At 63.6% G+C, this 24,831-nt stretch carries 27 protein-coding genes; 14 read left to right on the forward strand and 13 right to left on the reverse strand.

All coding sequences use genetic code 11. The features are described from left to right. Positions 1–23: 23 nt before the first annotated feature. Positions 24–836, forward strand: a complete 813-nt coding sequence (locus ACWAT4_RS05415; RefSeq protein ID WP_212298387.1) for a tetratricopeptide repeat protein — start codon at positions 24–26, stop codon at positions 834–836. Between the two features lie 62 nt (positions 837–898). Here ACWAT4_RS05415 and ACWAT4_RS05420 read toward each other — a convergent pair whose 3' ends face one another. The 10 genes from ACWAT4_RS05420 to ACWAT4_RS05465 all read right to left on the reverse strand — a co-directional run bounded on the left by ACWAT4_RS05420 (position 899) and on the right by ACWAT4_RS05465 (position 9,789). Further along, positions 899–1,873 (reverse strand): type II secretion system F family protein, encoded by a 975-nt coding sequence (locus ACWAT4_RS05420; protein WP_212298386.1) that lies wholly within the window; start codon positions 1,871–1,873, stop codon positions 899–901. Positions 1,874–1,882: 9 nt separating this feature from the next. Next, complete coding sequence (locus tag ACWAT4_RS05425; protein ID WP_212298385.1) at positions 1,883–2,860, reverse strand: type II secretion system F family protein; 978 nt, start codon at positions 2,858–2,860, stop codon at positions 1,883–1,885. Between the two features lie 16 nt (positions 2,861–2,876). Next, positions 2,877–4,340 (reverse strand): CpaF family protein, encoded by a 1,464-nt coding sequence (locus tag ACWAT4_RS05430; RefSeq protein ID WP_212298384.1) that lies wholly within the window; start codon positions 4,338–4,340, stop codon positions 2,877–2,879. 21 nt (positions 4,341–4,361) lie between these two features. Further along, entirely contained in the window at positions 4,362–5,630 is a 1,269-nt protein-coding gene (locus ACWAT4_RS05435) for an AAA family ATPase (protein ID WP_212298383.1), read from the reverse strand. After that, positions 5,627–6,361, reverse strand: coding sequence for a CpaD family pilus assembly protein (locus ACWAT4_RS05440; protein WP_212298382.1), 735 nt, complete (start codon positions 6,359–6,361; stop codon positions 5,627–5,629). The genes ACWAT4_RS05435 and ACWAT4_RS05440 overlap by 4 nt, the downstream gene beginning before the upstream one ends. Before the next feature lie 20 nt (positions 6,362–6,381). Next, positions 6,382–7,857, reverse strand: a complete 1,476-nt coding sequence (locus ACWAT4_RS05445) for a type II and III secretion system protein family protein (RefSeq protein ID WP_212298381.1) — start codon at positions 7,855–7,857, stop codon at positions 6,382–6,384. 11 nt (positions 7,858–7,868) lie between these two features. Continuing rightward, positions 7,869–8,660 carry a Flp pilus assembly protein CpaB gene (cpaB, locus tag ACWAT4_RS05450; RefSeq protein ID WP_212298380.1) on the reverse strand — a complete coding sequence of 264 codons (792 nt, stop codon included), beginning with the start codon at positions 8,658–8,660 and terminating at the stop codon, positions 7,869–7,871. Between the two features lie 127 nt (positions 8,661–8,787). Next, complete coding sequence (locus ACWAT4_RS05455) at positions 8,788–9,312, reverse strand: A24 family peptidase (RefSeq protein WP_449729996.1); 525 nt, start codon at positions 9,310–9,312, stop codon at positions 8,788–8,790. Positions 9,313–9,407: 95 nt separating this feature from the next. Continuing rightward, positions 9,408–9,548: a hypothetical protein gene (locus ACWAT4_RS05460; RefSeq protein WP_212298664.1), complete on the reverse strand. Its 141-nt coding sequence runs from the start codon at positions 9,546–9,548 to the stop codon at positions 9,408–9,410. 76 nt (positions 9,549–9,624) lie between these two features. Next, a complete protein-coding gene (locus ACWAT4_RS05465; RefSeq protein ID WP_018646598.1) occupies positions 9,625–9,789 on the reverse strand; it encodes a Flp family type IVb pilin in 165 nt (54 codons plus the stop codon). 259 nt (positions 9,790–10,048) lie between these two features. Between ACWAT4_RS05465 and ACWAT4_RS05470 the strand changes: the two genes are divergently transcribed. The 5 genes from ACWAT4_RS05470 (at position 10,049) to ACWAT4_RS05490 (ending at position 14,479) form a co-directional block, all read left to right on the forward strand. Continuing rightward, on the forward strand, positions 10,049–10,876 hold the full coding sequence (locus ACWAT4_RS05470) for a sterol desaturase family protein (protein ID WP_212298649.1): 828 nt from the start codon (positions 10,049–10,051) through the stop codon (positions 10,874–10,876). 148 nt (positions 10,877–11,024) lie between these two features. Beyond that, on the forward strand, positions 11,025–11,516 hold the full coding sequence (locus ACWAT4_RS05475) for a pilus assembly protein N-terminal domain-containing protein (RefSeq protein ID WP_212298378.1): 492 nt from the start codon (positions 11,025–11,027) through the stop codon (positions 11,514–11,516). Between the two features lie 307 nt (positions 11,517–11,823). Continuing rightward, the gene (locus tag ACWAT4_RS05480) at positions 11,824–13,233 is read left to right on the forward strand and encodes a TadE/TadG family type IV pilus assembly protein (protein WP_212298648.1); all 1,410 of its coding nucleotides are present in this window, start codon (positions 11,824–11,826) and stop codon (positions 13,231–13,233) included. 9 nt (positions 13,234–13,242) lie between these two features. After that, a complete protein-coding gene (locus ACWAT4_RS05485) occupies positions 13,243–13,803 on the forward strand; it encodes a TadE/TadG family type IV pilus assembly protein (protein ID WP_212298377.1) in 561 nt (186 codons plus the stop codon). Between the two features lie 13 nt (positions 13,804–13,816). Then, positions 13,817–14,479, forward strand: coding sequence for a TadE/TadG family type IV pilus assembly protein (locus tag ACWAT4_RS05490; RefSeq protein ID WP_212298376.1), 663 nt, complete (start codon positions 13,817–13,819; stop codon positions 14,477–14,479). Positions 14,480–14,679: 200 nt separating this feature from the next. Here ACWAT4_RS05490 and ACWAT4_RS05495 read toward each other — a convergent pair whose 3' ends face one another. The 3 genes from ACWAT4_RS05495 to ACWAT4_RS05505 form a co-directional block, all read right to left on the reverse strand. Continuing rightward, the gene (locus tag ACWAT4_RS05495; RefSeq protein WP_057759442.1) at positions 14,680–14,892 is read right to left on the reverse strand and encodes a cold-shock protein; all 213 of its coding nucleotides are present in this window, start codon (positions 14,890–14,892) and stop codon (positions 14,680–14,682) included. 268 nt (positions 14,893–15,160) lie between these two features. After that, positions 15,161–15,448 carry a translation initiation factor IF-1 gene (infA, locus tag ACWAT4_RS05500; protein ID WP_008131890.1) on the reverse strand — a complete coding sequence of 96 codons (288 nt, stop codon included), beginning with the start codon at positions 15,446–15,448 and terminating at the stop codon, positions 15,161–15,163. 23 nt (positions 15,449–15,471) lie between these two features. Beyond that, the gene (locus ACWAT4_RS05505) at positions 15,472–17,037 is read right to left on the reverse strand and encodes a DEAD/DEAH box helicase (RefSeq protein WP_449729997.1); all 1,566 of its coding nucleotides are present in this window, start codon (positions 17,035–17,037) and stop codon (positions 15,472–15,474) included. 506 nt (positions 17,038–17,543) lie between these two features. On the opposite strand from ACWAT4_RS05505, the gene urtA reads away from it, so the two are divergent. The 8 genes from urtA to ACWAT4_RS05545 all read left to right on the forward strand — a co-directional run bounded on the left by urtA (position 17,544) and on the right by ACWAT4_RS05545 (position 24,828). Then, the gene (gene urtA, locus ACWAT4_RS05510) at positions 17,544–18,866 is read left to right on the forward strand and encodes an urea ABC transporter substrate-binding protein (RefSeq protein ID WP_449729998.1); all 1,323 of its coding nucleotides are present in this window, start codon (positions 17,544–17,546) and stop codon (positions 18,864–18,866) included. 82 nt (positions 18,867–18,948) lie between these two features. Then, positions 18,949–20,559, forward strand: coding sequence for an urea ABC transporter permease subunit UrtB (urtB, locus tag ACWAT4_RS05515; RefSeq protein WP_212298373.1), 1,611 nt, complete (start codon positions 18,949–18,951; stop codon positions 20,557–20,559). Then, a complete protein-coding gene (gene urtC / locus ACWAT4_RS05520) occupies positions 20,556–21,719 on the forward strand; it encodes an urea ABC transporter permease subunit UrtC (RefSeq protein WP_212298372.1) in 1,164 nt (387 codons plus the stop codon). Before urtB ends, urtC begins: the two co-directional genes overlap by 4 nt. Before the next feature lie 5 nt (positions 21,720–21,724). Next, on the forward strand, positions 21,725–22,486 hold the full coding sequence (gene urtD, locus ACWAT4_RS05525) for an urea ABC transporter ATP-binding protein UrtD (protein ID WP_449729999.1): 762 nt from the start codon (positions 21,725–21,727) through the stop codon (positions 22,484–22,486). A gap of 3 nt (positions 22,487–22,489) precedes the next feature. Continuing rightward, the gene (urtE, locus tag ACWAT4_RS05530) at positions 22,490–23,185 is read left to right on the forward strand and encodes an urea ABC transporter ATP-binding subunit UrtE (RefSeq protein ID WP_212298370.1); all 696 of its coding nucleotides are present in this window, start codon (positions 22,490–22,492) and stop codon (positions 23,183–23,185) included. Between the two features lie 53 nt (positions 23,186–23,238). Beyond that, positions 23,239–24,081 (forward strand): urease accessory protein UreD, encoded by an 843-nt coding sequence (locus tag ACWAT4_RS05535; protein ID WP_212425838.1) that lies wholly within the window; start codon positions 23,239–23,241, stop codon positions 24,079–24,081. A gap of 24 nt (positions 24,082–24,105) precedes the next feature. Then, entirely contained in the window at positions 24,106–24,408 is a 303-nt protein-coding gene (locus tag ACWAT4_RS05540; RefSeq protein ID WP_007605424.1) for an urease subunit gamma, read from the forward strand. A 114-nt stretch (positions 24,409–24,522) separates the two neighbouring features. Further along, positions 24,523–24,828 (forward strand): urease subunit beta, encoded by a 306-nt coding sequence (locus ACWAT4_RS05545; protein ID WP_092227079.1) that lies wholly within the window; start codon positions 24,523–24,525, stop codon positions 24,826–24,828. Positions 24,829–24,831: the final 3 nt, after the last annotated feature.

Genomic DNA, 24,831 nt, shown 5'->3' on the forward strand with positions numbered 1-24,831 from the left:
ATAGGCTCGAGAGTCAAAGCGTCATGCGTCAACGGTTCCGTCCCGCCCGGCTTCTTGCCTCCGCCTCGCTGATTGCACTGGTGGCCGCGAGCCTCGGCGGCTGCACGGCAATGTCAAAACTTTCCGACGTCACCGGCTCGATCGGTCCGAAGGCGGAAGCCGCGCCGGTTGATCCCGCGCGCGCCACCGAGGTCTATGGCGAACGGTACCGCGCCAATCCCAAGGATCCCGACGCCGCACTGGCCTACGGCCAGGCCCTGCGCGCCAATGGTCAGCGCGCCCAGGCCGCCGCCGTGCTCGAACAGGCGACCATCGCCAATCCCGGCAACAAGCCGCTGCTGGCCCTATACGGCCGCGCGCTCGCCGACAACGGTAATTTCCAGCAGGCCTTCGACGTGTTGTCGAAGGCGCATTCGCCCGATAATCCGGACTGGCGTCTGCTCTCGGTGCAGGGCACCGCGCTCGATCAGATGGGCCGTCACGATGAGGCGCGCGCCTATTATGCGAGCGCGCTGAAGATCGCGCCGGGCGATCCCGGCGTGCTCTCCAACCTTGGCCTGTCCTACATGCTGTCGCGGGACCTGCCCAAGGCCGAGGAGGCGCTGCGGCAAGCCTATGCTTCGCCGCGGGCAAGCTCGCGCGTGCGGCAGAATCTGGGGTTGGTGGTCGGCCTTCAGGGCCGCTTCGCTGAAGCCGAGAGCATCGTGAAGGCGGACTTGCCGCCGGACGAGGCCGCCGCCAATGTCGCCTATCTCAAGGACATGCTGAACCGCAAGGATGGCCCGCGCGGCGCATCGAGGCGGACGCCGGTCGCTGCGCTCAGCCAGCCCGACTGATCAGACCTGATTTTTCGATCCTGAAATTGGCTGCGGACCGCGCGCGGTCCGCAATCCCTGTGTCAGTGCAGCTCGGAGATCTTGATGCCGGTCGGTCCGAGAATGACGACGAACAGCACCGGCAGGAAGAACAGGATCATCGGCACAGTCAGCTTCGGCGGCAGCGCGGCGGCCTTCTTCTCGGCCTCGTTCATGCGCATGTCGCGGTTTTCCTGCGCCATCACGCGCAGGGATTGGCCGAGCGGGGTGCCGTAGCGTTCCGCCTGCTGCAGCGCCAGACACACCGATTTGACGCCTTCGAGCCCGGTGCGCTTCGCCAGGTTTTCGTACGCCACCTTGCGGTCCTGCAGATAGGACAGCTCGGCGGTGGTCAGGGTGAACTCCTCCGACAGTGCGATCGACTGGCCGACGATTTCGGTGGCGACCTTGCGGAATGCCATTTCCACCGACATGCCGGATTCGATACAGATCAGCAGCAAGTCGAGCGCATCGGGAAAGGCGCGTTTGATCGACAGCTGGCGCTTGGAGATCGCGTTCTTGAGGAACAGCATCGGCGCCTGCAGGCCGAGATAGGCCGCGCCGACGCAGATGCCGATCTTGATCGGCATTGGGCGGTCCATATGGGCGATCAGGAACACGTACACGACCGAGCCGACGAACAGCACGATCGGGGCCACCATACGCGCGAACAGGAACGTGACGTAAGGTGCGTGGCCGCGATAGCCGGCCATGATCAGCTTGTCGCGCGCGGCTTCCTGCGCCAGCCATTTTGTGAGGTTGAAGTCCTCGACGACCTTGGAGACGAGCTGCTTCGGCGTCTGGCGCAGGGACACCTTCTCGCTCTTGTTGAGGCGCTCGCGCTCGCGCTGCCGGATGCGCTCGCGTTCGCTTGCCACCGCCTTCATCCGCTTGGAGAGGCCCTCGCCTGCGAACAGCGGCATCACCAGCGTGTACACGGTGGCGCTGGCGGCGATGGCCGCCAGCAGCATGGTCATGAAGTGGGGGTCATGCAGTTTCGTAACGAGGAACTCGACCATGCGGCACCATCAGAAATCGAAGTTGATCATCTTCTTCATCACCATGATGCCGACCGACATCCAGACGACGCAGCCGACCAGCATGAGCTGACCGGTGGGATGGGTCCACAGCAGGGAGATGTAGCCGGGCGTCGTGAGGTAGACGAGGAACATCACGATCGGCGGCAGCGAGCCGATGATGCCGGCCGAGGCCTTGGCTTCCATCGACATCGCCTGGATCTTTTCCTTCATCTTCTTGCGGTCACGCAGCACCTTGGAGAGGTTGCCCAGCGCTTCGGAGAGGTTGCCGCCCGACTTTTGCTGGATCGACACCACGATGCCGAAGAAATTGGCCTCGGGCAGCGGCATGCGGTCGTAAAGGCGCGAGCAGGCCTCGCCGAGCGGCATGCCGATCGCCTGCGTCTCGATGATGGCCAGGAATTCGCTACGCAGCGGCTCCGGCGCGTCGGCTGCCACGACCTTGATCGATTCGAACAGCGGCAGGCCGGCCTTGATGCCGCGGACGATGACGTCGACGGCGTCGGGCAGGGCCACCAGGAACTTGTTCTCGCGACGCTTCTTCAGGAAGCCCAGCGCCCAGCGCGGCAGGCCGAAGCCGCCGGCAAAGGCGAGACCGACGGCGCCGAGCAAGCCGCCGCCACCGAACAGCGCGCCAAAGAAAAACACCCCCGCGACGACGCCGGACACGATCCAGAATTTCTGCGTCGTCCAGTCGAGCCCCGCCTGTGAAATGCGGATGTGGAGCGGAACGCTCTTTTCCTGTGCTCGCCGCGCCTCGAGATCTTTGAGCGAGCTCTCGACTTGCTCGCGGCGCGAGCGCTGACTCTTCTCAGCCTGCTTGGCCGCGGGCGCGTCGGCGCGCCCGATCGAAGCGCGGCGGCTCTCGGCCTTCCGCTCGCCTGACAGCATGGGATAGAGGAAGACCCAGGCGATGCCGCCGACGGCGGCGGTGGCGAGGAACGCGAGGGCGAGGACCTGAATGTTCATGATTGCGCCAGCCTGCTCACGTCTTTGGTGCCTTCTCCGCGGCGTCGAGCGCAGCAGCAAGGCGCTTCTCCTCGCCGTAATAGCGGGCACGTTCCCAGAATTTCGGGCGGCCGATGCCGGTCGAGCGGTGCTGGCCGATGATCTTGCCGTTGGCGTCCTCGCCGACCAGGTCGTAGAGGAAGATGTCCTGGGTGATGATGGTGTCGCCTTCCATGCCCATCACCTCGGTGATGTGGGTGATGCGACGGGAGCCGTCGCGCAGGCGCGCGGCCTGTACGATGACGTCGATCGAGGCGCAGATCATCTCGCGAATTGTCCGCGAAGGAAGGGAAAAGCCGCCCATCGTGATCATGGATTCGCAACGCGACAGCGCTTCGCGGGGGTTGTTGGCGTGCAGCGTACCCATCGACCCGTCATGGCCGGTGTTCATGGCCTGGAGGAGGTCGAAGGCCTCCGGCCCGCGGACTTCGCCGACGATGATGCGTTCGGGGCGCATACGCAGGCAGTTGCGCACCAGTTCGCGCATTGTGACCTGGCCCTCACCCTCGATGTTGGGCGGGCGGGTTTCAAGGCGCACCACGTGGGGTTGCTGCAGCTGGAGCTCGGCCGCGTCCTCGCAGGTGATGACGCGCTCGTCGTGCTCGATATAGTTGGTCAAACAGTTGAGCAGGGTGGTCTTGCCCGAGCCGGTACCACCGGAGATCAGCACGTTGCAGCGAACGCGCCCGATGATCTGGAGGATCTCCGCGCCTTCCGGCGAGATTGCGCCGAACTTGACCAGCTGATCCAGCGTCAGCTTGTCCTTCTTGAACTTACGGATGGTGAGTGCGGGGCCGTCGATCGCCAGCGGCGGCACAATGGCATTGACGCGAGAGCCGTCGGCGAGGCGTGCGTCGCAGATCGGCGAGGATTCGTCGACGCGCCGGCCGACCTGGCTGACGATGCGCTGGCAGATGTTGAGAAGCTGCTGATTGTCGCGGAAGCGGATTCCGGTCCGCTGGATCTTGCCGCTGACTTCGATGAAGACCGTGCCGGCCCCGTTCACCATGATGTCGGCGATGTCGTCGCGCGCCAGAAGCGGTTCGAGCGGGCCATAGCCGAGCACGTCGTTGCAGATGTCGTCGAGCAGCTCTTCCTGCTCGGCGATCGACATCACGATGTTCTTGATCGCGATGATCTCGTTGACGATGTCGCGGATTTCCTCGCGCGCGGACTCGGAGTCGAGCTTGGCGAGTTGGGCGAGGTCGATGGCCTCGATCAGCGCGCCGAAGATAGTCGCCTTGACCTCGTAGTAATTGTCCGAGCGGCGGGTCTCCATGGCCGGGGCGGGCCGGGCGGGGGCGAGCGGGGGGGAGGCGACCACCGGCGGGGGCGGCGCGCGCGACGCTGTCGGCGCCGGAGCCGGGGCTGGCTCTGGCGACACGGCGCCGGGCTTGGGAGCCCGAAAATCGGTGTCTGTTCCGCTACGCTTACCGAACACTTAACGACTCCATGCGGCGGCCTATTTTCCCCGCAACTTCTCAATCAGCGGTGAAAGCAAGGACGACTTTTGTTTCTTCGTCTCGCTGCGGCCGGTCAGGCGCTGGGCGATCTGGAGAAACATCTCGATCGACTTGTGGTTGGCGGAGATCTCCGCGATCATCTGGCCGTTGTTGGCCGCTGCGCCGAAGATCTGCGGCTCGAACGGGATCGAGACCACCGGCTGGCTCTCGATCGCCTTGGCGAATTCGGTGGCGGCGATCTCCGGCCGCTTGGGAATGCCGACCTGGTTCAGGCAGTACAGCGGCGGGCGGTCGTTGGGGCGGGCGGCCTTCAGCAGATCAAACAGGTTCTTGGTATTGCGCAGATTGGCAAGATCCGGTGCCGCCACGATCAGGATGTCGTCGGCGCCGATCAAGGCGCGTTTGGTCCAGCCCGACCATTGATGCGGGATGTCGAGCACGATGCAGGGCATGGTGGCGCGCAGCGTGTCGAACACCGCGTCGAAGGCGTCGGTACCGAAATCATAGACCCGGTCGAGCGTCGCCGGCGCCGCCAGCAGGCTCAGATGGTCGGTGCATTTCGAGAGCAGGCGGTCGATGAAGGCGGTATCGACGCGATCGGGCGAGAACACGGCGTCCGCGATGCCCTGCGGCGGGTCCTGGTTGTAGTCGAGCCCGGCGGTGCCGAAGGCGAGATCGAGGTCGGCGACCACGGCGTCCATCGCGAGGTCCCGCGCGATCGCCCAGGCGACATTGTGGGAGATGGTGGAGGCGCCGACGCCGCCCTTGGCGCCGACGACCGCGATGATGCGGCCGACCGCCTTGGCTTCCGGCGCCGAGAACAGGTTGCAGATCGAGCGCACGACGTCGATCGGACCGACCGGCGCGAGCACGTAGTCGCTGACACCGCGGCGCACCAGCTCGCGATAGAGCATGACGTCGTTGATGCGGCCGATCACGACCACGCGGGTGCCGGCGTCGCAGACGGTGGCGAGCTGGTCGAGTCCGGTCAGCAAATCGTTGCGGGCGTCGCTCTCGAGCACGATCACATTGGGAGTGGGAGCAGACCGATAAGCCTCGATCGCGGCCGCCATGCCGCCCATCTGGATCTTCAGATGCGCCTTGCCCAGACGGCGATCCTCGCCGGCCGATTGCACGGCCGCAGCGGTTTCCACGGTCTCGCAGAAAGCCTGGACCGACACGCGGGGCGCTGGCGCAATATGCTCCTCCATCGGCGGCGGGGAGGCCTCCGGCTGCTCTTCCTGAGTCTGGCGCGCGTAGCTGATCATTTGCCGGTGTCGCTGAGTTTGGCCTTGTCGGCCTCGGGATAGGTGGTGGTCGTCGGCGTGCCCTTGCGGTATTTCTCGAAGGCGGTGATGCGCCGCGGCGTGTAGGAGGGAGTTTCAGGCCGCGGCTGTTCGAGATCCGACGGATTGTCGATCATGGCCGCCATGTTGCGCTGATAAGAGCAGCCGAAATTGTAATAATCCTTGTTCTCGAACCAGCTCTTGTTCTTCATCGAGGGGCCGAGATCCTCTGGCCACAGGCCGCAGGGGCCGGCGACAGCGGCGATCTTCGAATAGGTCAGCCTGATCGGCGGCAGGAAGCGCTTGTCTTCCGGCTGGTAGGGGCGGGTGGTGATGCCGCGCGGGGGAACGCCCGCTGCTGCCAGCATCGCCTGAATCTCGCGCAGCGATTCCGCCGCCGGCCGCGCATTGGGCGTTCCGGACGGCACGTCGATGTGGATGGCGCCGGTGCCCTCGTGCAGCCAGGTCGAGGCCAGACCCATCACGTCGGCGCGCTGGGCGGCGGTCAGGCCGCCGCGGGCGTGACCGACGAACACGACGATCGAACGGTTCTGTTCCTCGATCGCGATCGGATGACGCTGCTTGTAATCGTCGGGAATGGACGCGGTGGCCACTTCGTCGTGCTGGCAGCCGCCGAGCGCAAGCGCGATACCGACGAGCGCAGCACCGAGGCCGGCGGCGCGGTAGCGGATCTGGGGTCGTGCTGTGTTCATAATTATGTCCCCGTTCCGCGTCAGTCGGTGATGAAGCCGTAGGTGCCGCGGTAGTTCTTTGCCGGCTCGGTCCGGCCCGGCACGCCATAGATCCGATTGATGTTGCCAATCAGCTCGGCCTGCGGATCCGAAGGCGCCGCGAAGCCGTCGTCCGGCCGCGACAGGTCCTTTGGCGACGCTGCACGAACGACATAGGGCGTCACGATCACGACCAGTTCGGTCGTGTTGTTGACGAAGTCGCGGCTGCGGAACAGTGAGCCGAGGACCGGGAGCTGCATCAGCCCCGGCAATCCGCTGATCGCCTGCTTGGTCTGCTGCTGGATCAGGCCGGCCATCGCCATCGCGCCGCCGGAGGGAATTTCCAGCGAGGTCTCGGCGCGGCGGGTCCTGATCGAAGGCACCGTCAGCGAGTTGACCGCGGTCGATGTCACGGCCTGAGACAGCGTGATCGAATTGTCGTTCGACAGTTCCGAGACCTCGGTCATCACCCGCAGGCTGATCTTCCCCTCGCTCAAAACGACGGGGGTGAAGTTGAGTGAGATGCCGAACTTCTTGAAGCTGATCTGGGTGGTACAGACATGCGTGGTGGGGTCGCAGGCATAGCCTGCCGGCACCGGGAATTCGCCTCCCGCGATAAACGTCGCGGACTCGCCGGAAATCGCGGTCAGGTTCGGCTCGGCCAGGGTCCGGATCACGCCCGCGGTTTCCATCGCGCGCAGGGTTGCCTGCACCGACGGGGTCGCACCGAACTTCGTGGTCAGGCTGTTACCGTCCACCAGATTGTGGCCAAGCGCCGTGAACGGGTTGGAATTGGTGAAGCTCACCACGGAGGTGCCGTAGTTGAGGTTCGCGGTGAGGTCGATGCCGAGCTGCTTGACGATGTTGCGCGCGACTTCCGCGACCGTCACCTTCAGCATGACCTGGTCGCGCCCGCGGACCACGATCGAGTTCACGACCTTTTCCGGGCCGCCGGCAAGCCGTGCGGCGAGATCGTTGGCCTGCTGCGCTTCGGCCGGATTGGCCGCGGTGCCGCTCAGGACGACGCCGTCGCCGAGGCCGTCGATCTGGATGTCGGAATTGGGCAGGATCTGCTTCAGCGCCGCGCGCACGCCGTTGAGGTCGCGCTTGACCGCGATGTCATAGGCGGCGATCTGCTGTCCGGCGGAATCGAAGAACACGATGTTTGTCTGGCCGACCGAAGCACCGATGATGTAGGCGCGCTGGGACGAGCGCACCACCGCATTGGCGATCTTGGGATCGGCGACGAGCACGTCCTTGATGTCGCGCGGCAGGTCGATCACGATCGACTTGCCGACGCCGAGCGAGAGGAAGCGCGCATTCATCTGGCCGTCGGCCGCGACCGGCGCCGCGGGACGGTAATCCGCTGCGATCACGGGCGTCAGCGCGGGGTTGAGCGTCAGCGCGAGAGCGGCCGAGAACGACAGGGCGCGAACCATCGAGGTCCGCAGCGTCGCCAGATCTGCCCTGCATTTCATGTCGCTTGTCCTCATTGTGCCTTCGACGCCTGGCTCTGAACGCCGTATCGAATGATCGAAATGCCGTCGCGCTTCAGTGCGGTGTCATCGAGCGTGATCTCGCTCATCTTGGTGTCCGCGATGCTGCGCAGCGCCAGCGAGATCGTTCCGGCCTGGCGGGACGAGGACAGCAGCTGGGTTTGTGCAGCATTGAGCTCCAAGGTCACGGTCTTGCCGACCACCGTGTTCTGGCCGTCCTTTTCCTTCGGCGCCTGGTCGATCGCCAGCACGCGGACATTGACCAGAATGACCTCGGACTTGATGATATCGTTGGCGCCGGCGTTCTGGTCCTTCAAGCGGCGCGTGAGCAGCACGTCGACGCGATCGTTCGGCAGGATGAAGCCGCCGGCGCCGGTCTCGGGCGAGATCTCGGTGGAGATGGCGCGCATGCCGCTCGGCAGGATCGCGGCCATGAAGCCGGAACCATCGGCCTTAACCAGCTTCTGGTCGCGGATCGGCTCGCCCTGGATGAAGGGAGCGCGCGCAATCGAGCCGGTAACCTGGGTCGCGCCGTCGGGGCGCTCGCTGCGGCGGATGAAGGCGGCGCTGGCAGTCGCGGTCGGCCAGGTCTGCCACTGCACGTCTTCCGGCTTCACGGTCTGGCCGAGGCCGATATCGTTCTTGGCGACCAGGACGTCGGTGGTGGGAAGCTGCGCGACCGGAGCCGCCGGAGGCGGCGCAGAGTCCGAACTGCTCGCCAGGTACGCGGCGATACCGCCGGCGCAGATGGCGACCGTCAGGACGACTATGCGTGCCCTATTCATACGCTTCACTTTCCACAGAACGCCGCGACGCTGCCGCCGCCGTAATCGGCAGTTGACCAGCTATTCGTCAAAGCATGGTTAATGAGGCGTATCTAAATCGCCTTAACGCCTGGTTTATCCGGACTGTTCAGTGCAGTGCGAGGTGAGCGAGGTCGATCGCTTTCACCCATTCGGTCTCGGGGTAGACCATCAATGCGCCAAGCGCGAGCGCGATGCCGTAGGGAATGCCGGTCTGCTTGTCGTGCAGCCGCGCGAGCCAGGCCTGGCCGGCAAGCCCGTAAGGCAATGGCCATTGCCGGAACTGGAGCAGGAGCAGCGTCAGCGCTCCGCCGAACAGCGAGGCGTAGAGCAGGAAGTCCATCAATTGGGCGAAGCCGAACCAGAGCGCCACGGAAGCCGCGACCTTGGCATCGCCGCCGCCCATCCAGCCCATCGCAAAGCAGGTGAAGGCCACGACCAGAAGCAGCGCGCCGGCGCCGACATGGCTCAGCATCTCGTAAGGTGCCATGCCACCGGCAAAGGCGAGCACGAAGAAGCCTGCGACCAGCGCCAGCGAGACGCGGTTCGAAATCGTCATGGTGAAGAGATCGCTGGCGGCTGCGAACGCCATCAGGGCCGGGAAGAGCAGGAGGCGCGCGAGGTCGAGGATCATGGGCTGCGTCTTGAGGCCTGGGTCTGTCGCCGGATCGGGGCGTCGGCGCATGCTAGCGGGCAGTGCTAAACAAACCGAAAACGGCCGCGGCGGCCTCACCACAGGCTGGCGATGCGCATCGCGAGCGTGACCATGGCGAGCAGCAGCGCAAGGCAGACCCAATAGGTCGACGCGTCGATGCGCGTCGTGTCTGCCTCGTTCGCCGCAATCGCGGCATCGGTTCTGTGCTTACGCAACGCCACTGGAACTCGCACACTCCAGAAAAACAAAGGCCCCGGAGGTCCGGGGCTTTTGCGTCGTTTGCCGGTCGGCTTACTTCAGCGACGAGCTGATCGAGCCGAACTTGGTGTTCAGCGTGCTGCCGAGGTTGTTGACGACGGTGATGATGGCCAGCGCGATGCCGGCGGCGATCAGGCCGTATTCGATGGCGGTGGCGCCGGATTCATCCTTCGCGAAACGCGCAATCAGGTTCTTCATGAACTAAACTCCATCTGGGTGTGTGGTCGCCACGTTCGGCGCTGCATTGACGCAACGACCATGTGAGCCGAGCTCTTTCGGTGAAGTTAATTCGGTAGGTCAAACCCGCGTCGAGTGCGATGCTTTTGGCCAAAGTGAATTTCGCCTTAAGGCGGCCGCTGCAATTCGCTCCGGTTGCGAACACGCCGTCAACTTCACCCTCCCTTAAATTTCGCGGAGTAGGCCTAGACGAGATCAGCAGCCTGGAAGCGAAGCGATGATGTCGAGCCTGCCCATGCAAGTCGCCCTGATGCTGGGCGAGACCATAGAGAAGGTGATCCCCGTCACTCTCATGCTTGCGGCGGTCTTCACGGTGCTCGAGCATTTCTGGGCCTGCAATCCCGGTCCGTCATGGTGGCGCAAGCGGGAGATCGTGACCGACATCTGCTACTGGTTCTTCGTCCCCGTGTTTGCCCGCACCATGCGGATCGGGCTCCTGATCGTCACCGCCGGCATCGTTTTCAACATCCACGACGCCGACGAGCTGATCGCCTTCTACGACAACGGCCACGGTCCGTTGTCGCAACTGCCGCTCTGGGTGCAGGGTGTGCTGTTCCTGGTGCTGGCCGACTTCATGCTGTACTGGCTGCACCGGCTGTTTCACGGCGGCGGGTTCTGGAAATACCATGCGATCCATCACTCCTCGGAGGAGATCAGCTGGATTTCGGCGGCCCGTTTCCACCCAGTCAATCTGATGCTCGGCACGATCGGCGTTGACGTCGTGCTGCTGATGGCCGGCATCTCGCCGAACGTGATGATCTGGGTCGGCCCGTTCACGACCTTCCATTCGGCTTTCGTGCATGCCAACCTGAACTGGACCTTCGGGCCGTTCAGATATGTGCTGGCGACGCCGGTATTCCACCGGTGGCATCACACCGCGCTCGAAGAGGGCGGCGACACCAATTTTGCCGGTACCTTCCCGATCTGGGACGTGCTGTTCAGAACCTTCCGCATGCCGAAGGACGAGCTGCCGCAGGACTACGGCAAGGACGAAGCGACAATGCCCAAGGAAATTGCGGGCCAGCTTGCCTATCCATTCCGGCACTAGGCGTCCTGGGCGACAAAACGCCGGTCCGTTCAAACAATACGTGCCGAGTTTGCGGATCGTTCACGAATTACAGGCAGGTTAATCGGGTCGGGCGCCGGCTCCGCTTCTTGACCGATCATGCCGGTTTGTAACGTCCCGGGGTAAGAGTATGCGTAAAGAGTTTCTGCGCCGTCATGCGCGCATCTGTCTCCTGGCTGCGGCCGCTGTGCTGGCTTCGCCGGCCATCGGCCTGGCCGAGCCGACCGTCGATACCATCGCCGTCAATGTCGACCAGGCCAAGCTCGTGCGGCTGCCCGGCAAGGTGGCAACGATCGTGGTCGGCAATCCGCTGATCGCCGATGTCACGCTTCAACCCGGCGGGATGATCGTCGTGACCGGCAAAGGCTACGGCGCCACCAACTTCATCGCGCTCGATCGCGGCGGCGAGATCCTGGTCGACCGGCAGATCCAGGTCGAGGGTCCGAGCGACCGGCTCGTCACCGTCTATCGCGGTGTCGAACGGGAATCCTATAGCTGCATGCCGCTTTGCCAGCGCCGTGTCACGCTCGGCGACAGCGACAATTATTTCAACACCACGATGAGCCAGGCCGGTTCACTGAGCGGCAACGCCAGCGGCAGTGCCGGTGCCAAGCCGAACTAACACGGCGAAAATACCGCCAATCTGCCGCGATTTCCGCGCCCCGCGTCGGCTTGCGCGGACGTCGCTCGGAAAGCTTTCCCCGATTTGGGATTCGCTTCGAACATTTAAGCTCGGTTAATGATGTCGGTTCAATCCCGCGATGGGATTCCTCGCAGACCCGTGTTCACACATTCGAAGTAAGCATTGTTTAAGTGGCCATCCCCAGATTGGCCCCTGCTGGAACCGTCCGGCAGAGCAAGCGGCGATGCCTCTCCCTCTGAATGAGAGAAGCGCTCATGCTCCGCCGGCGCCAAACGGGATAAGGGTCATGTTTCGCGGTGCAATGCGACGTTTCGCGAGAGATCGGCGGGCCAACGTCGCCATTATCTTCGCGCTCGTGATCGTTCCGACCATCTTTCTCCTGGGCATGGCGCTCGACTATACCCTTGCCTTGCGCAAGAAGTCGCAATTGGACGCAGCTGCAGACGCCGCGGCGGTCGCCGCCGTGAGGCCGGCGATGTTGACGCAGAGCGACGACACCGTCGTCCAGGCAACCGCGGCGGCTGTCTTTGCAGCGAAGGCGAATCTTCCAGGCCTGTCGGCAGTGCCGACCCCGACGATCAATATCGTCGATTCCGGGCTCCAGCGGACGATCACGGTTTCCTATACCGCGCAATCCGTCAATAATTTCCCGGGCATTCTTGGCAAGCAGACCTGGCAGATTCAGGGAACGTCGACGGCGCGAGCCTCGAGCGCGCCCAACATGAACTTCTATCTGCTGATGGATGACTCGCCGTCGATGGGTATCGGCGCGACCACGACCGACATCAGCAATCTCATCAAGTACACGGCCCCGGCGTACCAGTCAGCGGGAGCCTCGCAGAATTGCGGTTTTGCCTGTCATCAAACCAACATCGCGCACGACGGCGGGACCAAGGATAACCTCACGATCGCCCGCAACAACAATATCACCTTGCGGATCGATCTCGTGACGAGTGCCGTCAACCAGTTGCTCAACACATGGTCGAACTGCCCGCAGTCGGGCGTTTCGGGGGGCGTCATGCAGTGCATGGCGGCGTTGAATAACACCACCTACAAGGCGGCGCTCTACACGTTCGACCTCGGCTTGAATACACTGGCGACCCTGACCACCCCGACCTCCGCCGGAGCCCAGGTTTCCAACATTTCGCTGATGTCGGTCGCCTATCAGAACTGCGTCGTTCCGACGACCAACTGCAAGACCGACAATGGAACGAACATTCTAGGCGCGCTCACAACCCTCAACGGGATCATGCCCGCCCCCGGGCTCGGGAGCAACACGTCGGGCGATACGCCGCAGGAAGTGGTGTTCCTGGTCACCGACGGCGTCGAGGACAAGATCTCCGCGACTTGCCCCAACGCGAGCTTCGCCTCCAACAGTCGATGCCAGCAGCCGATGGACACGTCGATGTGCACGACCATCAAGAACCGGGGCATCAAGATCGCTGTGCTCTATACGGAGTATCTGCAACTGATCGCCAATGTTTCCACCGGCATCCAGAAAACGGATTCCTGGTACATGAGCTGGATCGACAAGTACGACCAGCCTACGTCCTCAACCGGCACGATCGCGCAAAACCTTCAGGCGTGTGCCTCGCCTGGCTTCTATTCTCACGTTCAAACCGGCGGCGATATCTCCGCGGCCCTGACGGACCTGTTCATCAAGGTCGCGTCGAGCACAGCCAGCCTTTCGCAGTAGGACAGCCGCATGACCGGAGTTGAGTCCATAACAAAGAAGAGGCGCCGCAGTCGCTGCGCCGCTTTCCTTGGCGACAGCAAGGGTGCAACGGCCGTCGAATTCGCGCTCGTTGCCACGCCGTTCCTCGCCCTCATCGTCGCGCTGATTCAGACCTTCCTGGTTTTCTTTGCTCAGCAGCTGCTCGAGTCCGTGGTGCATCAATCCGCCCGCCTCATCATGACGGGGCAGGTCCAGTCCGCGCAGATGACGCAGGCCGCATACAAGCAGAAGGTCTGCGATCAGATCGTGATCTTCTTCAGCTGCACGGGCATCATGGTCGACGTGCAGGTCGCCAACTCCTGGACGACGGCGAACACCAGCATGCCCACCCTGACGTTCGACAGCTCGGGGAACGTCACGAATACTAACTGGCAATTCAATCCTGGAGATGCCGGCGACATCGTCGTTCTCCGCGTGACCTATGTCTGGCCCGTGATGCTCGGACCGCTCGGTTTCAATCTCTCGAATCTGTCGAACGGCAACCGGCAGCTCATGGCGTCGGCCGCTTTCCAGAACGAGCCCGCATCCTAGAAGGAGTTGAGCTATGATCGCCGGCCTGTCGTTTCGCCCGCGGCACCTGTGGACCGACGTTCGCGGCGTTGCAGCGACGGAGTTTGCCATCGTGGTCCCGTTCATGCTGGTGCTCTATATCGGCGGCGTCGAGCTCGGGAACGGGCTGGCCATGAACGTCAAGGTCAGTGCAACAGCCCACAGTGTTGCCGACATGATTTCGCAGAACACGCAGATCAGCACGTCCAGGATGGACAGTATCCTGTCGGCTTCCACCGCCATCATGGCTCCTTATCCCGTCACGGGTGCCGGTGGCGCGTCCCTGATGACGATCACGGTGTCCGGAGTCTCGACCGACGGTAACGGCAACGCGACGGTTCAATGGAGCCGGTCAACCAGTGCGACGGGAGCAAGACTGGTCGGTCAGGCGATGACACTGTCGTCGTTTACCGCACCTGACCCGAAGAATCCGACCAATGCCAATATTTCGCTGGTTCTCAGCGAGGTTTCCTACGACTACACGCCCAACCTCGGTTACACGATCAGCGGCACCGTGAAGCTGACCGACAGCTATTATTTGTTTCCGCGCTGCTCGACGAACAGCCCGAGCAATTCGAGCTTTCCCTATTATGACGTGAAGTATCCGACCACGACGACTTGCACCTGCATCCAGCACTTGCAGCAGAAGACCTGTTAGTCCGCTCGATCGCGGCTACGCGTTGATCTTCCCTGATGATGTCGTGCGTCCACGATAGATGATCGTGTCCGGAGGCCGGTTACGCCCCGTCGCGGCGACTGCGCGAGCAGCATTGATCCTCGACACAAAAAAGGCCGCGCATTTTGCGCGGCCTTTTCCGTTGGTCTGTCGCGCGATCAGGGCCTAAGAGCCCGGCAGGATCAGCCTGCGTCGCGGAGGTTGTCGGCGGCCGACTTGCCGGACCGGCGGTCGGCGACGATCTCGTAGGAGACCTTCTGGCCTTCGCGCAGCGAGCCGAGGCCGGCGCGCTCGACGGCGCTGATGTGAACGAACACGTCCTTGCCGCCGTCGTCGGGCTGGATGAAGCCATAGCCCTTGGTCGCGTTAAACCACTTCACGGTTCCCATGCTCACGGGGGTAGTCCCTTCTCAGATACACAATGTAAGAGCCCGCTTGCGCAGGCCGGTTAGATCGAATTTTTGGAAGGGTCGTCAGCGTGTCTGAACCGGCTGTACCGGTGGATGCTAATATCGTCCGGCCGAAAATCGATGTGTTCATTTTATTGGAATTAAGGCACCAAAACAATCCTGGCGCGCACGATTTTTTGATCCGCCGTGATGCCCACGGCGGATCAGCACACAAATCAGCATTTTAGTGCCGCGCATACGCGCGGAAGAACCGTTAACGGCGCCGGAACTGGCCGCCGCGCTGTCCAGGACGCGGAGGTCCGCCCACCCCACTCGGGCGTTCGTCCTTGTGACGGAAAATCAGCCGGCCCTTTTCCAGGTCGTAGGGCGACATTTCCACCGTCACGCGGTCACCCGCCAGCGTCTTGATGCGGTTCTTCTTCATCTTGCCGGCGGTGTAGGCGACGATCTCGTGCCCGGCGTCGAGCTGCACGCGGTAGCGCGCGTCGGGGAGGATTTCGGTGACCAGTCCTTCGAACTGGATCAGCTCTTCCTTAGCCATGAATTTCTCCAGGTCGTGGACGGCTAGTGCGAATGGGGTTTGCGGTTCGGGTGGCCGTTCGGCCGACTCTCACGGCGCAAAAAGGCCACGCCTTGTATCCCATCAGGCGCTCCGGCGCCATGCGCGGAACGCTGTTCCGAGCGATCGGCTGGCGAAGAATGCATCTTTCCACCGGAGCGGCGGCGGCGAGGCCCCTTTGAGCCGTTGCCGGCCCGTCCGTCGACATGCCTGCCGTCAGTGTGCCGCGCCTCGCCGTGCCGGCCCTCACCGGGCCGCCCGTCGCTCGGCTTGCCGGAACTGCGGTGGCGTCCGTCGGCGTGCCTTTCATCGCCACGCCGTCCGTCACCGTGCCGTGCGCCCTGCGGACGCTGGCCCGGGCGGCCGCCCGGCCGGCCCTGCCGTTGCTGCGGCGCCGGCGCCCCCGGATCGCGGCGGCCGGCATCGGTGCGCAGATCCTCGCGCGGCAGCGCCACGCGGATCAGCTTCTCGATGTCGCGGAGATAGCTGAGCTCCTCGCCGCCTGCGACCAGCGAGATCGCGGTGCCGTCGGCGCCGGCGCGCGCGGTGCGGCCGATGCGATGCACGTAGGTCTCGGGCACGTTGGGGAGGTCGAAATTGATGACGTGGGTGATGCCGTCGACATCGATGCCGCGGGCGGCGATGTCGGTGGCGACCAGGGTGCGAATCTCACCGGAGCGGAACTGCGCCAGCGTCCGCTCGCGATGGTTCTGCGACTTGTTGCCGTGGATGGCGCTGGCGGGGATGCCGGCCCGCTCGAGCGTCTTCACCACCTTGTCGGCGCCGTGCTTGGTGCGGGTGAAGACCAGGGCGCGGTTGATCGGCTCGTCCTTCAGGAGCTTGGTCAGGAAGGCTGGCTTGGACGCGAAGTCGACCTGGATGATGCGCTGGTTGATGCGCTCGGCGGTCGAGGAGACCGGGGTCACCGCAACGCGGGCAGGGTCGCGCAGCATGGCATCGGCGAGCTCGGCGATGTCCTTCGGCATGGTGGCCGAGAAGAACAGCGTCTGCCGCTTGATCGGCAGCTTGGCGACGATTTTGCGGATGTCGTTGATGAAGCCCATGTCGAGCATGCGGTCGGCCTCGTCGAGCACGAGGAATTCGACGCTGCCAAGCTTCAGCCCGTTGCTCTGCACGAGGTCGAGCAGGCGGCCGGGGGTGGCGACCAGCACATCGACGCCCTGCATCAGGGCGCGGACCTGGCGGCCCATCGGCACGCCACCGATGGCGAGCGTCGAGGACAGGCGGATGTGGCGGCCATAGGCGTTGAAGCTGTCGAGGATCTGTCCCGAAAGCTCGCGGGTTGGCGACAGTACCAGCACGCGGCAGGTCTTAGGCTGTGGCTTGATGCGGTTCTCGAGCAGGCGGTGCAGGATCGGCAGCGCGAAGGATGCGGTCTTGCCGGTGCCGGTCTGGGCGATGCCGACGACGTCGCGGCCGGTCAGCGCCGTGGGAATCGTCTGGGCCTGAATGGGGGTGGGGGTGACGTAATTCTCTTCGGCGAGAGCACGTGCGATGGGTTCGGCGAGGCCGAAGTCCTGAAACGAAGTCAAAAGATGGGTTCTTTCCATGTCAAATGCGGACGGCCGACGCAGGCAGCGTGGCGCGCGCACAAGGGTGTCGAGAAGACACCTGCGTGTTTGGGGTGTCGGATGGCTTGGGTGATATGGGGCAAGCCAGAGGCCCGTACGGGGCTTAAGAACACGCGGCTCGCAACGACCGCTCGATTCGCAAGCGATCTCCCCCGTCATATGGAACATTGACGGGGCGCTTTCAAGGCAGGTGTTCACCGGGTGTCGATTGCGGTGCAAAAATAGTTATGCCGGAATTTTAGCCAGAGGCAATTTCTTGCTCAAAAAATGAACTGTCTGCCGCATAAGCATACATTTTGTTCGCCTAGGTTTTAAGCAGAGAAGCTGTGGTCAAACTTTGATTGCAGCGAAATTACCTAGATCGACCAACCACTTGGCAGGTGCTTAGGCCATGGCATGGTTCTTGCGATTCCGTTAATCGCAGGCGGCCGTGGGGCCGTTTCGCAGCGTCTTTTTCACGTCTGCGTCAGGGAGATGATACATCCATGCCTACCAAATCCATTCACGATATAGCGGCGTCATTTAGCCGCCGCGGCGTGCTCGCCGCGTCCGCCGGACTGATGCTTGGTCTGGCGACCATTTCCGGCGCGAAGGCCGCGGACGACACCATCAAGGTCGGCGTCCTGCACTCCCTCTCCGGCACCATGGCCATCAGCGAAACCACGCTGAAGGACACCATCCTCTTCCTGATCGACGAGCAGAACAAGAAGGGCGGCGTGCTCGGCAAGAAGCTCGAGGCCGTCGTCGTCGATCCCGCCTCGAACTGGCCGCTGTTCGCCGAGAAGGCGCGCGAGCTGATCACCAAGGACAAGGTCTCGGTCGTGTTCGGCTGCTGGACTTCGGTGTCGCGCAAGTCGGTGCTCCCGGTGTTCAAGGAGCTCAACAACATCCTGTTCTATCCCGTGCAGTACGAGGGTGAGGAGTCCGAGCGCAACGTGTTCTACACCGGTGCTGCGCCGAACCAGCAGGCGATCCCCGCCGTCGACTACCTTATGAAGGAAGAGAAGGTGAAGCGCTGGGTGCTCGCGGGCACCGACTACGTCTATCCGCGCACCACCAACAAGATCCTGGAAGCTTACCTGAAGTCCAAGGGTGTCGCCCAGGAAGACATCATGATCAACTACACGCCGTTCGGTCACTCCGACTGGCAGACGATCGTGGCCGACATCAAGAAGTTCGGCTCGGCCGGCAAGAAGACCGCGGTGGTCTCGACCATCAACGGCGACGCCAACGTCCCCTTCTACAAGGAGCTCGGCAACCAGGGCATCAAGGCGAAGGACATCCCGGTGGTCGCGTTCTCGGTGGGTGAGGAAGAGCTCGCCGGCATCGATACCAAGCCGCTGGTCGGCCATCTCGCCGCCTGGAACTACTTCGAGTCGATCAAGACCCCGGCGAACGAGAAGTTCATCAAGGACTGGCAGGCCTACACCAAGAACCCGAAGCGCACGACCAACGACCCGATGGAAGCCCACGTGATCGGCTTCAACATGTGGATCAAGGCCGTCGAGAAGGTGAAGTCGACCGATCCGGACAAGGTGATCGATGCGCTTCCCGGCATCGAGGCGCCGAACCTGACCGGTGGCGTGTCGAAGATGCTGCCGAACCACCACATCACCAAGCCGGTGTTCATCGGCGAGATCAAGGGCAACGGCCAGTTCGACGTGGTCTGGAAGACCCCCGGTCTCGTGGCGGGCGACGCCTGGTCGAAGGAGCTCGACGGCTCCAAGGACCTGATTGGCGACTGGGTCGGCAAGAAGTGCGGCAACTTCAACACCAAGACCAACAAGTGCCTCGGCTCCGGCTCCTGATCCGGATCTGACATTCGACTGCACGACGGGAGAAGACGGCTATTCCGCCGTCTTCTCCCCACTTCTGCCGGGGTGATCCACAGTGCCAACCAATCTATCCGCTCGTCTCTGCACGTTCGTCCTCTCGCTATTCCTGATCGCGTTCGCGCTGCCGGCCTTCGCCGGTCCGTTTGAGGATGCGGTCGCCAAATTCGCCAACGACGATTACTCCGATACCGAAGAGGCGATCGGCGCGGTCGCCAGCAGCGGCAACAAGCTCGCTTTCCCGATCATCAATGCGCTCCAGGACGGCCGCCTGATGGCCGACCCGGACAGCAAGAAGGTTTACGTCACCGGCACCGACGGCAAGTCGATCGACGCCGCGACCGGCGAGGCCGTCGCCAGCGTGCCTGACAGTGCCAGCGCCGTCCGCCTCAACAACCGCCTGCGCCGCAGTGTCGACGCTGCGCTCGGCAGCCTGACGCTGCAGTCGCCGGATCTCGGCGCGCGGCTCCAGGCCGCTCAATCCGTTTTCAAGTCGCATGAAGAGACTGCGCTCGAGCCGGTCGAAAGCGCGCTCGCCAAGGAAACCAACCGATCGGCCAAGACTGCGCTCGGTGAAGCGCGCGCGGCGATCCTGCTGTTCAAGTCCGACGCCACGGAAGTGCAGAAGCTCGAGGCCGTCGCCACCATCAAGGCGCGCGGCGACCAGGAAGCGCTGGCGCTGCTGTCCGACATCGGCACCGACCAGCCGGCCTCCGTCGCGAAGGCTGCGACGAGCGCGATCGGCTCGATCCAGAATTCGCTGGCGGTCTGGTCCACGGTGCAGAACGCCTGGTACGGCCTGTCGCTCGGCTCGGTGCTGCTGCTCGCCGCGATCGGGCTCGCCATCACCTTCGGCGTGATGGGCGTCATCAACATGGCCCACGGCGAGATGGTGATGATCGGTGCCTACACCACCTTCGTGGTGCAGGAGGTGATCCGCACCCGCTATCCCGCTCTGTTCGACTATTCGCTGCTGATCGCCGTGCCGCTCGCCTTCCTCGTCGCCGGCGCCATCGGCGTGTTGATCGAGCGCAGCATCATCCGCTTCCTCTATGGTCGCCCCCTGGAGACGCTGCTCGCGACCTGGGGCCTGTCTCTGGTGCTGCAGCAGGCGGTGCGCACCATGTTCGGTCCGACCAATCGCGAGGTCGGCAACCCCTCCTGGATGAGCGGTGCATTTGATCTCGGGCAGATCACCATCACCTACAATCGGCTCTGGATCCTCGTCTTCACGCTTGCAGTGTTCATGATCCTGCTCGCCATGCTGCGCTACACAGCGCTTGGCCTGGAGATGCGCGCGGTGACGCAGAACAGGCGCATGGCCGCGTCCATGGGCATCGCCACCTCCCGCGTCGATGCGCTGACCTTCGGTCTTGGTTCGGGCATTGCCGGCATTGCCGGCGTGGCACTGTCGCAGATCGACAATGTCAGCCCCAATCTCGGCCAGAGCTACATCATCGACAGTTTCATGGTCGTGGTGTTCGGCGGGGTCGGCAATCTCTGGGGGACGCTGGTTGGCGCCTTCACGCTCGGCATCTCCAACAAGTTCCTGGAGCCGGTCGCCGGCGCGGTGCTCGGTAAGATCGCAATCCTGGTGCTGATCATCCTGTTCATTCAAAAGCGGCCGCGCGGCCTGTTCGCGCTCAAGGGCCGTGCGGTGGAAGCATGACCCCTCACATGCTGACGCGATCGCTGGACCGCGGCGCGGCGATTTTTCTTGCGATCGTCGCTGCCTGCGGCATCCTCATTCCGCTCTCCAACCTGCTGCTGCCGGCGGGCTCGTTTCTGCAGGTGCCGACCTATCTTGTCGCGCTCTGGGGCAAATACGTCTGCTACGCGATCCTGGCGCTCTCGATCGACCTGATCTGGGGCTATTGCGGCATTCTCTCGCTCGGCCACGGCGCCTTCTTCGCGCTCGGCGGCTACGCGATGGGCATGTACCTGATGCGGCAGATCGGCACCCGCGGCGTCTATGGCAATCCGATCCTGCCCGACTTCATGGTGTTCCTGAACTGGCAGAAGCTGCCCTGGTACTGGCACGGCTTCGACATGTTCTGGTTTGCCGCGCTGATGGTGCTGTTCGTGCCGGGGCTGCTCGCCTTCTGCTTCGGCTGGCTCGCCTTCCGCTCGCGCGTCACCGGCGTGTATCTCTCGATCATCACGCAGGCGATGACCTATGCGCTGCTGCTTGCCTTCTTCCGCAACGATTTCGGCTTCGGCGGCAATAACGGCCTGACCGATTTCAAGGACATCCTGGGCTTCAACGTCCAGGCCGAGGGCACGCGCGCCGCGTTGTTCGCGCTGAGTTGTTTGGCACTGATCTTCAGCTTCCTGATCTGCCGCTCGGTCGTGTCCTCCAAGCTCGGCAAGGTGCTGATCGCAATTCGCGACGCGGAATCGCGCAGCCGTTTCCTCGGCTACCGTGTCGAATCCTATAAGCTGTTCGTGTTCACGCTATCGGCCTGCATGGCCGGTGTTGCCGGCGCGCTCTACGTGCCGCAGGTCGGCATCATCAATCCATCCGAATTCGCACCGGGCAATTCGATCGAGGCGGTGATCTGGGTCGCGGTCGGCGGCCGTGGCACGCTGGTCGGCGCGGCCCTCGGCGCCATCGTCGTCAACTACGCCAAGACGTTCTTCACCTCCGGCGTGCTGGCGCCGTACTGGCTGTTCATGCTGGGTGCGCTGTTCATCCTGGTGACGCTGCTGTTGCCGAAGGGCATCGTTGGCACCTTCAACGCCTGGCGGGAGGCGTCGAGAGAGAGGCGCCCTGCTGCGGCGAGTGCGGCGGCCGAAGACGGCGTCACCGAACCCAAGATGGCGGAGTAGCGGTCATGAACGTCATGGATACCCGCGCGACCTGTGCGATGCTCTATCTCGACGGCGTGCACGTCTCGTTCGACGGCTTCCACGCCATCAACAATCTGTCGCTGACGCTCGAGCCCGGCGAGATGCGCGCCATCATCGGCCCGAACGGCGCCGGCAAGACCACGATGATGGACATCATCACCGGCAAGACCAGGCCGGACGAGGGGACCGTGCTGTTCGACGGCGTCACCGATTTGACGCGGCTGGACGAGACCCGCATCGCCGAGCTCGGCATCGGCCGCAAATTCCAGAAGCCGACGGTGTTCGAGAGTCAGACCGTGCAGGACAATCTCTTGCTCGCGCTCAATGTCGATCACAGCGTCAGGGGCACGCTGTTCTGGCGCGGCAGCAAGGCAGAGTCCGAGCGCATCGACAAGGTGCTGGAGACGATCCGCCTCACCGACGCCCGCAACCGCCTCGCCGGCAGCCTCAGTCACGGCCAGAAGCAGTGGCTCGAGATCGGCATGCTGCTGGCGCAGGATCCGAAGCTGCTGCTCGTCGACGAGCCTGTCGCAGGGATGACCGACGTCGAGACGCATCTCACCGCCGAGCTGCTGAAGGAGATCAATAAGACACACACCGTGATGGTGGTCGAGCACGACATGACGTTCGTGCGCGAGCTCGGCGTCAAGGTGACGTGTCTGCATGAAGGTGCGGTGCTCGCGGAAGGAACCATCGACCAGGTTTCGTCCAACGAGCGGGTCATCGAAGTCTATCTGGGACGCTGAGCGATGCTTGAGGTCAAGGACATCAACCTGTTCTACGGGGCGGCGCAGGCACTGCGTGGCGTCTCGATCGCGGCCGAGCCGGGCAAGGTGACCTGCGTGCTCGGGCGCAACGGCGTCGGCAAGACCTCGCTGCTGCGGGCCATGGTCGGCCAGTACCCGATTTCCTCGGGCGCGATCGTGTTCGACGGCAGCGACATCACCGGTCTCAAGCCCTATGAGCGGGCGCGCAAGGGCATCGGCTTCGTGCCGCAGGGCCGCGAGATCTTTCCGCTGCTGACGGTCGAGGAAAATCTCAAGACCGGCTTCGGCCCGCTCAAGCGCGAAGACAAGCACATTCCGGACGACGTGTTCTCGTTGTTTCCGGTGCTGGAGTCCATGCTCGGCCGGCGCGGCGGCGACCTCTCCGGCGGCCAGCAGCAGCAGCTCGCGATCGGGCGCGCGCTGGTAATGCGGCCAAAATTGCTCCTGCTAGACGAGCCGACCGAAGGTATCCAGCCCTCGATCATCAAGGACATCGGCCGGGCCATCTCCTACTTGCGCAACCTCGGCAACATCGCCATCGTGCTGGTCGAACAATATCTCGACTTTGCCTGCGAGCTCGGCGACAGTTTTGCGGTGATGGATCGCGGTGCGGTGAAATTTACCTGCGACCGCTCCAATCTCGACCCAAGCGAGATCAGCCGCCAGATGGCGCTGTAAGCCTGGACATCGTAGGCTTGTGAAATCCTGCCGCGGCCGGCTGGGGGAGACGGATGCGCAGCGACGTCCTAGTGACCTCTTTGGCAACATCTTCGGTGTTCGACGCCAATCGCGCCCGCGGCGCGGTGCGCTTCGACGTGCATGCCCGCGAGGGCGTGACGCGGCGCGGCGCTTTGCATGAGTCCGGCTCGCTTCGCGTGCGCTTTCCCTCGCCGGAGGACGATGGCCTGTCCGGTGTGTTCGTGAACACGGCCGGTGGTGTCGCCGGTGGCGATCGTTTCGATGTCGAGATCTCGGCCGCGGACGCCGCGCGCCTGACGCTGACCACGGCAGCCGCCGAAAAGGTCTATCGCGCGCCTGGGGCCGCGGCGCAGCTCAATATCTCGCTGAAAGCCGGCGCGGGCGCGCATCTTGGCTGGCTGCCGCAGGAGACGATCCTGTTCGACCGCGCCCGGGTGCATCGCCGTTTCGACATCGAGCTCGACGACGCCGCCTCGCTCCTGCTCTGCGAGATCGTCGTATTTGGCCGCACCGCGATGGGCGAGCGCGTGGAGCAGGGCGAGTTCGTCGACCGCTGGCGGTTGCGCCGTGGCGGCAGGTTGGTCTTCGCCGAGACGATCCGGCTCGACGGCAATATCGGCGCAAAACTCGCGCGAGCGGCGGTCGCCAAGGGTGGTGCTGCGATCGGCACGGCCCTGATCGTGCCCGGTGGCGAGGCGCTGGTCGAGCGCATTCGCGAGGCATCGGATCGTTTCGCCGGCGAGGTCGGGATCTCCGCGTGGAATGGCTTTGCAATCGCGCGGTTCTGTGCCCAAGATGCGGCGCGTTTGCGCGCCGACATGATGACCGTGCTGGCGCGCACCGGCGCCGCGCTGCCCCGGCTGTGGTTGAATTGACGTGTTGAACGGAAGAGATTCTTCATGAACCTGTCTCCCCGCGAAAAGGACAAGCTTCTGATCTCGATGGCGGCCATCGTGGCCCGCCGCAGGCTCGACCGCGGCGTCAAGCTGAATCATCCCGAGGCGATCGCCATCATCTCCGATTTCATCCTCGAAGGCGCGCGCGACGGCCGGACCGTCGCCGAGTTGATGCAATCCGGCGCGCAAGTCCTCACCCGCGACCAGGTGATGCCGGGCATTCCCGAGATGATCCACGATATTCAGGTCGAGGCGACGTTCCCCGACGGCACCAAGCTCGTCACCGTGCACGAACCGATCAGGTAGCTTGAGTTCGTCATTCCGGGGCGCCCAAAGGGCGAACCTGGAATCCAGAGGTTCTTAGTTTCGAGATTCCGGGTTCTCGCTTCGCGCGCCCCGGAATGACGGAGGAAGACAGACATGATTCCCGGTGAACTCTTCATCCAGGACGGCGAGATCGAACTCAATGCCGGCCGCAAGACGGTGACGCTGACGGTGGCCAACACCGGCGACCGCCCGATCCAGGTCGGCTCGCACTACCATTTCTTCGAGACCAATCCGGCCTTGAAGTTCGACCGCAAGAAGTCCCGCGGCATGCGCCTCGACATCGCCGCCGGCACCGCCGTCCGCTTCGAACCCGGCCAGACTCGCGACGTCCAGCTCGTCGCGCTCGCGGGGAAGAAGACGATCTACGGCTTCCGTGGCGACGTGATGGGGAAGCTGTGAGCG

This window comes from Bradyrhizobium sp. T-1 (assembly GCF_053592855.1).